The organism is uncultured Virgibacillus sp. (assembly GCF_947495635.1).
Classification (GTDB): Bacteria; Bacillota; Bacilli; order Bacillales; family Amphibacillaceae; genus Virgibacillus; species Virgibacillus salarius.
In genome coordinates this window covers 17,230-27,130 of sequence record NZ_CANMAB010000053.1, presented here as the reverse complement: position 1 = coordinate 27,130, position 9,901 = coordinate 17,230, and the positions used below count along the sequence as shown (strand labels likewise).

The following is a 9,901-nucleotide window of genomic DNA, read 5'->3' as shown; positions in this document are numbered from 1 at the left end:
TTTATTAAAAAAACTTGAAAATCATCAAGGAACAACTCTATGCATTTTTAAAAACAGCAATTATGAAATTGATTCATCTGTATAATTAATAGGCAGATGATTATCAGTAAAAGATTTTCAGCTATTTTTTGAGGGATTTTAGGTAGAAGTAGAAGACCTATCTGCGAACCAATAATAGAACCAATAGCCATTGAAATTGCATAAGACCATATGATAAATCCTGTTTGAAAAAATACAATAAATCCCCCTGCACAACTTCCTAGGATTAGAACCCTCGTCATTTGGACAGCCTTCATATAAGTATGGCTGTTTTTCATATAATAAATAATACTAAATGTAGAAGAACCTGGGCCAAATCCCCCATCATAGGCAGCCACAAACAAAGGAATATATAAATTCATCTTATATGTAAGAGGCTGTTGATCAAATTGGATATTAGCTGTCCATTTCTTATTTATCAATGTCACTATTAATGCAAGATTAAGTAATAAGAATGCTACAATATTCATCGTCTTTTCATGAATATGGGAAGTTAATAACGATCCACCCATTCCTCCTAAAAATGCTACTAATAAATTACTCATTATAGACCTTATTGAAAGCTCCTTATGACGAATGAGATAAAATACACTTGAAAATGCAGCTATGCCAGAGGAGAACTTGTTCGTAGCAATACTCGTTTGAATTGGAATACCAGTTAACATCATACCTGGTATAGTAATTAAACCAGCTCCTCCCGCTAAAGTCCCCAAAAAAGAGGCTCCTAATCCAATAAGAATTAAAACGAAGAAATGATAGCTGCCTCCTTTTATTTCCCATATCCATGTTCCAATGCCAATTATTGACATAACAGTAAGGAAGGAAATGACATATATTTTTCTATGCCTCTTTTGTTTTCTCTGGTGTGTGAATTCTTCTTCACCGATTGGTGTATTCAATATTTCTCCCCCCCTTTACTACCCTTTATATAAATGGTATACATTATATAATGATAAATCTAATATATATTTTAAATTTTTTTATAAGATTTTTTTATGAAAGGGTTTTATCAATGAATCTTCACTCACTTCGAATATTTACTACTGTGGCATCTATAAGGAGTGTTACCGAGGCTGCAAGAGTTCTTTCTATTAGTCAACCTGCTGTAACCATTCAAATACGTAATTTAGAAAAAGAAACAGGATTGAAGTTAATTAAAGCAGAAGGAAGAGGAATAAAACTGACTAAAGAGGGGCAATTTTTATTTAAACACGCTGAACGTTTATTTGATATGGAAAAAGACATTGAATATAAACTGAGGCAATTAGAAAATGGAAAACAAGAAAATTTACGGATAGCATCAACTTATTTACCAGCTAATTTTTTATTACCCTTATGGCTAGCTAAACTAAAAAAAGACTCACCCCTAGTAAAAGTAGAACTATATAGTGGTAATTCAAATGAAGTAATTGAACAATTACTTCACTATAAGGCAGACATTGCTTTTGTAGTAAACGAAGATTGGAACCAATCAGACTTAAACCTCCACCACCTAGTGGATATCGATTTTTGGTTTATTGTCCCGATAGGTCACAAATACGATGGAAAAGAGATATTACTATCCGATTTAGTTCAAGAGCCATTTTTATTAAGAGAGGAAGGGAGCTCTACAAGAGAAATTCTTTTTTCATTATGTAGGGTTCACGGTGTTACACCTCCCCGTGTAGGTTTGCAGTTTCATGGTTTAAATGAATCTATTCGTTCAGTTATAGCCGGATATGGTGTAATGCTAGCACCCTCTCTCGCTATACAAGAACACTTGAATCGTAAAGAGGTGGGGAGAGTTAAAGTTAAAGGCGTTGATATTAAACGACCTGTATACCTTTGCAGTCGGAAAGAAGATAAGGAATTATCCCCCAATATAAAAAATTTTCTTGATTTAGTAAAAAAATACTATTAAAAAACTCAATTACTAAAATAACAAGCAAATAAAAGACAAAACGAAAGGGCATGCGTCCAATAAAATACGGTGTCCATCCCCTAACTATAACTAACTATTAGATTACTTCACTAAGTTTAGAGTTTCTAATCATCATCTTTCGTTTACACTTAAAACCTTTAAGTCAGTGTATTACACATTTAGGCTTTTCTCCTTATTTTTCTGTATTTTGTGTAATTTTTCATAACAAATCGTGCCATCGGCTGTGCAATCAAAACTTCAATCCAAAAAGCTATGAAAAAATTTCGGGCCAGGCATAAAAGAAGTTTTGAATCGGTTCTAGACTTATCTCTTTCATGCCAATCCAAGATCTGATCACTGTTAGTAAAGTAGATAAAATCGTTACACTAAACAATATATGGAATAAAACTCTAGCATTAAAATCGTCTGTTGGTTCAATAAATTTTTCTACTAGCTTATTAACAATCGGATTAAAGTATTTATCACATAATCACCTGAACAATTTCATTTGAAGAATCAGTTCAATGTATAGATTCTATCATCACTCCTTTAAAATAATACGTTTTCAGCGATGGCTTCAGTTCCTTTGGAAAGCAAGACCGCTTTTCTGCGGAATCTTCAGCTCAGCTGTTTCCGAAGGATAAGGAAGATTTCGCAGCGATACATCGCACGCAGAAAAAGCGTTCTTCTTTTTCAAGGAGTCACGTTTTTTGACTATGCTTTTTTATCGTTCAGCTTTGGGGTTAACTATGTTAGTTTCGCCCTAGACCCTACGACTATTAATTTTTAATTAATATTATTACATCATAGTCTACTTCATCTATAAAGTAGCTCCCGCTAAAACTAACTTCAAATCCGCCTGGTCCAGTTAACTTCAAATCTGTTACTATTACCATACTTCTGAATAATCTGCTAAATACTTTAAATATCGAATGATCAAAGTCAGTAATATGTAAGCTATTATCGTATTTAATATAATATCCTTCACCAAAATAACTATCACCATTTATAATAAATTCGCTAATTTGCTTAATAATATTCCCTCCCCTCATCTTCTACTATTCGACAAAAGGGAATATATTCCTGCGTAATTTTACCCAAAAATAAATTACATAACCAAATCTAACAAACTACAATGTAAAGAGAAACGGTGGTACAGGTTCTGATTAAACACATACCACCTTTTTATGGAACCATATATTTTTAAAGACTCCGATTCTAATTCTTATAAAGTAAAATCTAGTTTACTTTACACTTGTCACTGAACGGATTGGCAGTAAGCTTCCGATTAACGCAATAGCTGTAGCTGCTAGAAACATTTTTTCAAAACCAAATACTGCAATTCCCTCCCCACTGCTGAAACAGATTTAATAATAGATAGTAACGAAGTTATCGTCGCTTTTACATTTTGATGGAATGATAGCCGCAAATAACAATAGAAAGCCCTCACTGATTATAGTGAGAGCTTCAGCATAAAATGTGTTTTTCTAACTATTGCACGTAGCTTTTACCGAACATTAAACAATAAAATGAGTAAACCAAGCGATATATTTCGCCCCTGGTATAAACAACAATTGTGCAAGCAGCGTTCCTAATAGCCTCGAGATAATCATCAGCAAGGAAATGTTTTTAAGTGTTTGATAACTTCCTCTCCGGTTAACTACATCGTCAGCTACTACCGAAACCTTTGGATCTACGAAGATAACTAGCAGTATTGTTGCAATCCCATTTATTAAACCTGATGCCATAATTGCTGTGGACGAACGCTCAGGAGCCAGTAATGCTGCGTATAAGGCAGATAGCACGCCAATTGTATAAATTGCGGTTATTATCATATTTACAAAAAACAATCTAATTGGAATATCCTTGAGCGTAGTACCTTTCAAGTATGTAAATCTTGGTAAACTAACATGCTTTAATCCACGCTTCATATACTCTAAAGAAACAATTCTCTTAAATAAAGATGGAACAGAACCTCTCTCTTCAGATAGGTAAATGATTGCCCTTGAGAAGAGTGCTATAAAAGTAGGAAGTAATAGGATTCCAAATACTGTCCCAATTGTTGACGCACCTATGAGAATGCGAAATTGTGTTTCTACAAATTCTTGAGCATTATGAACTGGTGCGGTATCGATTAAACTACCTGTAAAAGGTTGCTGCATCATATTAGCTAATCTTGAAACCATTACCATTATATTAAAGAGAGATAACGCTGAAGCAATCATCTTTACTCTCGCCCCAGATAACCTAACAGCATAAGCGAGTGTTTCAATAGAATGAATGATAAAGATAAATAAAGCTATAACTATTAGTTTTTCAGTTAAAAATTCCAACTCCATACCTTCTTTTTATTCACTAGTGGTGGTTATTACATCTAGTAAAATTCTATAATATAGCATTATAACATCTTATATCACGATGTCTTTATTGATACGAAAAACATACTATGGCTAGATTTATTAACCATAAAATTAATCTTAGCACAAATATTGGTACAATCATAAATCCTTGTTTTTAAAGCGTATTTAAAGGGAAATTTAACGTATGATGATTTTATCCCACATATAACTGGCAGTAAGCCCCCCACTGATTGAGGTTTCACTTTATAAAATATTATTTTCGAATTCTTGCAATTATCCCCTTATTAACTTCTATTAACGTTCTAACGTTTATCTTTACTAATGAATTAATGGAGCCTCCACCTGTATAAACATATTCTAATTCTGTTACTTTTGGATCGATTAAAAAGGTAGCAGCAAAACCAAAAGATGGAACTCCTCCTATTGGATAACCTGTTTGTCGTAATACCTCATCCTCATCCGCTAGACGTGGACGATCTATATGTAATGCCTTGCCTACCCTTGATGTACTTGCTCTGTCTTGACCATTGACAATTGCTACAATTAATTGACCTTCTTTACTAATCATGCAAATATTCTTAACAAACTCGCAGATTCTACCTCCTACAGCATTTGCAGCTTCCCGAACGGAGTGACAGGACTCGTTTACTTCCAGATATTCTACATCTAAATGATTATCATCAATATACTGTTTTATTTTTTGACCTGATTTCATCCGAATAGTCCCCCTTGTCATGTTAAGTTATTTTACTAATTACTAGCTATATTGTCTAGTTTCTTTACGAAGGTACAGTAAATACTGGAACATTAATCTTTATAAATGATAATTTTAATGTAGTTTTTTTCATACAATAAACTGAGGTGAAAAAATGGCAAGAGTAAATTATCGAAGTTCTGATGTTGACTTGATGGCAAGGATGATGAGAGCAGAGGCTGAAGGTGAAGGAAAACAAGGAATGTTATATGTTGGAAATGTTATCGTTAATCGTGCTAAAGCAGATTGTCTAGATTTTAGAGATGTTAAAACCATTTCACAAGTTATATTTCAAGTACAAGGAGGGAATTATTCTTTTGAAGCTGTTCAAAAAGGAAATCTCTTTTACAATAGGGCGAGATCTGTTGAAAAAAAACTAGCAAAAAAGAATTTGGATTATTGGAGGGAACATCCAGGGAAATATGCTCTTTGGTATTTTAATCCATATGCACCGTGCCCTCCAACATGGTATGATCAACCTTTTTCTGGTCAATATAAAAACCATTGTTATTATGAACCGGCAGCGGGAAGCTGTGAAAGTGTTTATATCGGAGGCTAAGTTACATTTTCTAACTAATTTTTAACATAATATAATCAAACAAAATATTGAAGCTTTGTAATATCCTCTTAACGTTCCTTTCTACTGTTCTTTCTCATACGGCTCACAACCTTTCGCATTATGAAAAAGCTGTTTTCCTAAAATGTACAGGAAAACAGCTTTAATGATTCCAAGCTGCTTTTTTAAACGTATTTCTTAAAGAATCTTGCCAAAAAACGCTGTTAACTTAGGTACAGCTTGATTTACATATTCAGGGATATCATACAAAGCAACATGTGTTGCACCTTCAACCCAGAATAATTCCTTTGGACCATTTGATAATTCGTAGAATTGTTCACTATAACTGCGTGTGTCAGCTTCTGTTCCATTTGTCTCTACAGTACGCTGCTTCGCAACGACTTCAAGTGTTTGCAATTGCCTTTCAGCACTATCTTCTCCACGTACCATTCACCGAAATCCACTGCACTAACAGTTGCAACTGCTTTGATACGATGTTCCGTTTGAACTGTAGCTAGGAATAACCTCTATGCCATAACAAATAGGCACTATATGCATTGTGAAAAGCCTAACAATTCCTTTTCTCTTCTTTTATAAAGCTAAAATAGAAATATTTTTGCACCTTTAACTTAGGAGAAACATACAATATAAATATAGTACTAGCAACAAGTAAAAGCCCCCACCATGGTGAGGGCTAGACCGTTTTAATAATTCCAACATTTAATAATATGAGTCACAAAAGCGACATTTCTTTTTAAATTTCTTTTCAAATTTCTTTCTACAATGATCACAGCAGTCATGGCTTCCATCATGGAAATAATAAAAACATTCTTTCTTTTTGCAATGGAAACAATCACAATGGAACTTCTTTTTACACCAGTCACAAAGATGATGGTGTTTTTTATTACAAGAATGACAATAACACATAACCATCCTCCTTTCTTTTATTTCATTTTATGAACATACAAAGGAAAATGATTGGACAGGTCTCATAGTATAAATTCCACTAATTTTTAATATATTCCTAAAGTTATATCTTACGGATGAATTACCAAACGTAATGAGGATGGTTTAAATAATCTGTGTTTTTATTCCATCCATAGTTTATTAGATAAGAATAAGACTATATGATACTAGACAACAAGCCAGTTTTCTGTACGTCCAGAGATAAAATGGCTTGTTGCAATTCGTTTGTTTTCTATATAGTTCTTTAGAATGACCTCAGAATCGTCACCCAGTTAACATGGGTGGCCTTTATTTAGTTAAGCTAGTTATAAATAATCTGCTTCACTTTATAAATGGTATAATATAGCAATCGAGAAGAAGTATCGTTTAAAATAATTTGATATAGTTGACAGGATTAAGAAAAATGGTAATAAAATCGCTTAAAAGAACAACTAAATAAAGGGGGATAAATCATGAAAACAACCCGATCAAAAGATGGTACAATGCTAGCTTATGATACCTATGGTAAAGGACCTGCTCTAATTTTTATAACAGGAGCCACTTGTTTCCGCTCATTTGCACCAGTCTTGCATGATGCCAAGGTGTTTGCAGAAGAATTTACAGTCTACAATTATGACAGACGTGGGCGGGGTAACAGTGGTAATACAATGCCATACGCAATGGAACGTGAACTAGAAGACATTGAAGCGATGATAGACGTAGCTGGAGGTAGAGCTAATATATACGGACATTCTTCTGGAGCTATTCTTGCGCTAGAAGCTACAATCCGACTTGGCCAGAAAGTAAAAAAGCTGGTTATGTATGACCCTGCCTATTCAAACGATGAGGCAAACCAAGAAGAATTCAAAGCGTTAAGTCAGGGATTATATAGATTGCTTGATAGTGGTAAGCATGACCAAGCAATCCGTATTTTCTTGGAAGGGATCGGTACACCTAAAGAAGTGATTATGGGTATGCAGCAATCACCACAATGGGAAACGATGGTAGCACTTGCCCCTACCCTTGCCTACGATACTACATTAGCTTTGGATTTACCACCTGTTACACGAGCTGCTCGTCTAACTACACCAACACAAATAATTGTTGGCGAAGAAAGCCCTACCTCTATACATGATACTGCCAACCAACTTAGCAAGGCGATTCCAAACTCAGCATATTTTCAACTAGAAGGACAGGACCATATGCCTAACCCTGAGATGTTGTTACCAGTACTATCAAGATTTTTAAAACCATAGGCTTTAAATAAATTTGCCTCAGGAATAAAAGGTGGAGGATAGTAAATAGTGTTGATCAGCTATAAAAAAATATGAAAAAGTGAGTAATTTATAACAAACATGCAATAAACGTATTACGTAAACTAATACACAAGATGATTTTAAATTATCTTCTATATGTTTACCTTCTCTTTTTCCTCCTTTTTACGGGGGACTTTTTATGTTTGAAAACATGTGTAGCTTAGTTAGAAAACGGGAAAAGATTTATGAGCAGCCCCTTTCCCAAGCCATATCCACTCTCGCTGCTCTCAATCTATAATGTAATAGAGTGGATAAACTTAAAGGGCATTTTCATTACAATGTCCTTTAAGTACTACTCATCTACTATAGCCTCAGTGTTAAAGACCATACATCTATTCGAATACGAACCAAAAAATTCCTCCCCTGTTAAATTGGATATTGATAACTACTCATGTATTTAGTACTCTGTTGACAATTTGCTCCTGATTTAAAACTGTGCTTCTTTTCAATATTACTGCAATCCATTTGTATGTCATTAAGTATAAATCAGTATATGCAGCTTAAATTTAGGTATTTAGTAAATAAAAGATTGACCTTCAAGTAGCTTGAAGGTTTATACTTTCTTTTGTAAGTAGTTGTAGGAGGAATGACAGATGAGTGGAGCACATGCAAACTTGAAACAACAATCCGTTAAGAAAGTATTTTTTCAGTATTTCTTTCCTTCATTATTAGGAATGATGCTGATGTCGATAAATATCCTTATCGATGGAATATTTGTAGGTAACGGGGTCGGAGCTGAAGGGCTAGCTGGTGTCAACCTTGCCATGCCAGTTTTCTCGTTAATATTCTCGATCGCACTATGGATCGGTATTGGTGGGGGAACCATTTATTCGATCTATACCGGAGGCGAGCAGTTGACTAAAGCAAGAAGTGTATTTTCATTGGCTATTGTCAGTGCGTTATTGCTGCTATTAATCGTTGGCGTTTTCGGTTATGTTAATGTAGAGGCGATTGCAAAACTGCTAGGCGCAAATACAGATACCCTTACTCATACCGTCGAATATTTGAAGATTATGTTCTTGCTTGGTTGGCTAATTGCTTTACAACAGCTGCTCAGCATCTTTGTCCGAAATGATGGCAGCCCAACCTTGTCGATGGTTGCGCTTGGTGCGACTGCAATTATTAATATCGGGCTAAATTACTATATGATTTTCGTCTTGGAGTTAGGAGTCTTAGGCGCCGCGCTTGCAACTGCCCTTGCAAGCTTCGCTGGTTTACTCGTCCTATTGCTCCATTTCTTTAAAAAGCATTCGAATCTAAGAAGCCCTTCGTTCCAGTGGTCATGGAAAATGCTTGGAAGCATCTTCTCGATCGGCTTCCCAAGCTTTCTAGCTGAAGCGGGAACCCTTGTCTTCGTTGCTGGGTATAACTTAGCAGTCGTTGGTTTGCTTGGCACAGAAGGAGTCGCTGCTTTTTCAGTCGTCAATTATTTGCACGGCTTCATGTTCCTTTCATTTTTTGGAATAGAGTCAGCACTACAGCCATTAATTAGCTTTTACCATGGAGCAAAAGAGAAAGTGCGAATCAAAGAGAGTGTAAGGATTGGCGAGAAGGCATCGTTCACGCTGGGGGGAATCCTACTTCTCATCGGCTTGTTTGCTGCACCTTTACTCGTATCACTCTTCGGACTCGAATCTGATGAGGTACGTAAATTGGCTGTGCAGGGCATTCGATTGTTTTTCATAGGCTATATCTTCCTTGGATTTAATTTCGTTTACATGACTTATTTTCAGTCCATTGGAGAAATTCGCCCATCGATCATTATTATTTTGTTAAGAAGCTTTGTTTTTATCTTGGTTTTACTATGGTTATTACCAAAGTTCTTTGGTATTGCTGGTGTGTGGTTAGCACTTCCAATTGCTGAAATGCTCGTTGCATTGCTACTCTTTTTTATCACAAGAAAACATGTGTTAAAGCACCGGTAAAAGGCACATCTAAAATAGACGGATCAAACTAGAATTCGGCACCTTTTAATTTTGATTCTCCTGCTTGATATTTACTACGTTACTCATCAAGCAGGAGTGAAAATTG

The 9,901-nt window shown here is 35.1% G+C and carries 9 protein-coding genes; 4 read left to right on the top strand and 5 right to left on the bottom strand.

The window, feature by feature from the left end:
- Positions 1–47: 47 nt before the first annotated feature.
- On the bottom strand, positions 48–848 hold the full coding sequence (locus Q1A47_RS12360) for a TSUP family transporter (RefSeq protein WP_166530740.1): 801 nt from the start codon (positions 846–848) through the stop codon (positions 48–50).
- Positions 849–988: 140 nt separating this feature from the next.
- Here Q1A47_RS12360 and Q1A47_RS12355 point away from each other — a divergent pair, with 140 nt between their 5' ends.
- Positions 989–1,939, top strand: a complete 951-nt coding sequence (locus Q1A47_RS12355) for a LysR family transcriptional regulator (RefSeq protein ID WP_308036011.1) — start codon at positions 989–991, stop codon at positions 1,937–1,939.
- Positions 1,940–2,718: 779 nt separating this feature from the next.
- Here the strand turns inward: Q1A47_RS12355 and Q1A47_RS12350 are convergent.
- From Q1A47_RS12350 to Q1A47_RS12340, 3 genes are all read right to left on the bottom strand, one after another.
- Positions 2,719–2,991 (bottom strand): hypothetical protein, encoded by a 273-nt coding sequence (locus tag Q1A47_RS12350; RefSeq protein WP_026683128.1) that lies wholly within the window; start codon positions 2,989–2,991, stop codon positions 2,719–2,721.
- Between the two features lie 465 nt (positions 2,992–3,456).
- Positions 3,457–4,272, bottom strand: a complete 816-nt coding sequence (locus Q1A47_RS12345) for a lipid II flippase Amj family protein (protein ID WP_166530738.1) — start codon at positions 4,270–4,272, stop codon at positions 3,457–3,459.
- 280 nt (positions 4,273–4,552) lie between these two features.
- Positions 4,553–5,014 carry an aminoacyl-tRNA deacylase gene (locus tag Q1A47_RS12340; RefSeq protein WP_026683126.1) on the bottom strand — a complete coding sequence of 154 codons (462 nt, stop codon included), beginning with the start codon at positions 5,012–5,014 and terminating at the stop codon, positions 4,553–4,555.
- A 154-nt stretch (positions 5,015–5,168) separates the two neighbouring features.
- On the opposite strand from Q1A47_RS12340, the gene Q1A47_RS12335 reads away from it, so the two are divergent.
- Positions 5,169–5,612, top strand: coding sequence for a cell wall hydrolase (locus Q1A47_RS12335; protein WP_026683125.1), 444 nt, complete (start codon positions 5,169–5,171; stop codon positions 5,610–5,612).
- Between the two features lie 195 nt (positions 5,613–5,807).
- Here Q1A47_RS12335 and Q1A47_RS12330 read toward each other — a convergent pair whose 3' ends face one another.
- Positions 5,808–6,059, bottom strand: a complete 252-nt coding sequence (locus Q1A47_RS12330; protein WP_205388566.1) for an alpha/beta hydrolase — start codon at positions 6,057–6,059, stop codon at positions 5,808–5,810.
- Between the two features lie 968 nt (positions 6,060–7,027).
- Between Q1A47_RS12330 and Q1A47_RS12325 the strand changes: the two genes are divergently transcribed.
- Together Q1A47_RS12325 and Q1A47_RS12320 are read left to right on the top strand one after the other, a co-directional pair.
- Positions 7,028–7,810, top strand: a complete 783-nt coding sequence (locus tag Q1A47_RS12325) for an alpha/beta fold hydrolase (RefSeq protein ID WP_026683124.1) — start codon at positions 7,028–7,030, stop codon at positions 7,808–7,810.
- Between the two features lie 653 nt (positions 7,811–8,463).
- Positions 8,464–9,795 (top strand): MATE family efflux transporter, encoded by a 1,332-nt coding sequence (locus Q1A47_RS12320; RefSeq protein ID WP_026683123.1) that lies wholly within the window; start codon positions 8,464–8,466, stop codon positions 9,793–9,795.
- Positions 9,796–9,901: the final 106 nt, after the last annotated feature.

Coding starts and splice junctions, on each gene's coding strand:
- Q1A47_RS12320 (WP_026683123.1), top strand. CDS start 8,464: ATGAGTGGAGCACATGCAAACTTGAAACAACAATCCGTTAAGAAAGTA.
- Q1A47_RS12340 (WP_026683126.1), bottom strand. CDS start 5,014: ATGAAATCAGGTCAAAAAATAAAACAGTATATTGATGATAATCATTTA.
- Q1A47_RS12350 (WP_026683128.1), bottom strand. CDS start 2,991: ATGAGGGGAGGGAATATTATTAAGCAAATTAGCGAATTTATTATAAAT.
- Q1A47_RS12335 (WP_026683125.1), top strand. CDS start 5,169: ATGGCAAGAGTAAATTATCGAAGTTCTGATGTTGACTTGATGGCAAGG.
- Q1A47_RS12330 (WP_205388566.1), bottom strand. CDS start 6,059: ATGGTACGTGGAGAAGATAGTGCTGAAAGGCAATTGCAAACACTTGAA.
- Q1A47_RS12325 (WP_026683124.1), top strand. CDS start 7,028: ATGAAAACAACCCGATCAAAAGATGGTACAATGCTAGCTTATGATACC.
- Q1A47_RS12360 (WP_166530740.1), bottom strand. CDS start 848: ATGTCAATAATTGGCATTGGAACATGGATATGGGAAATAAAAGGAGGC.
- Q1A47_RS12355 (WP_308036011.1), top strand. CDS start 989: ATGATAAATCTAATATATATTTTAAATTTTTTTATAAGATTTTTTTAT.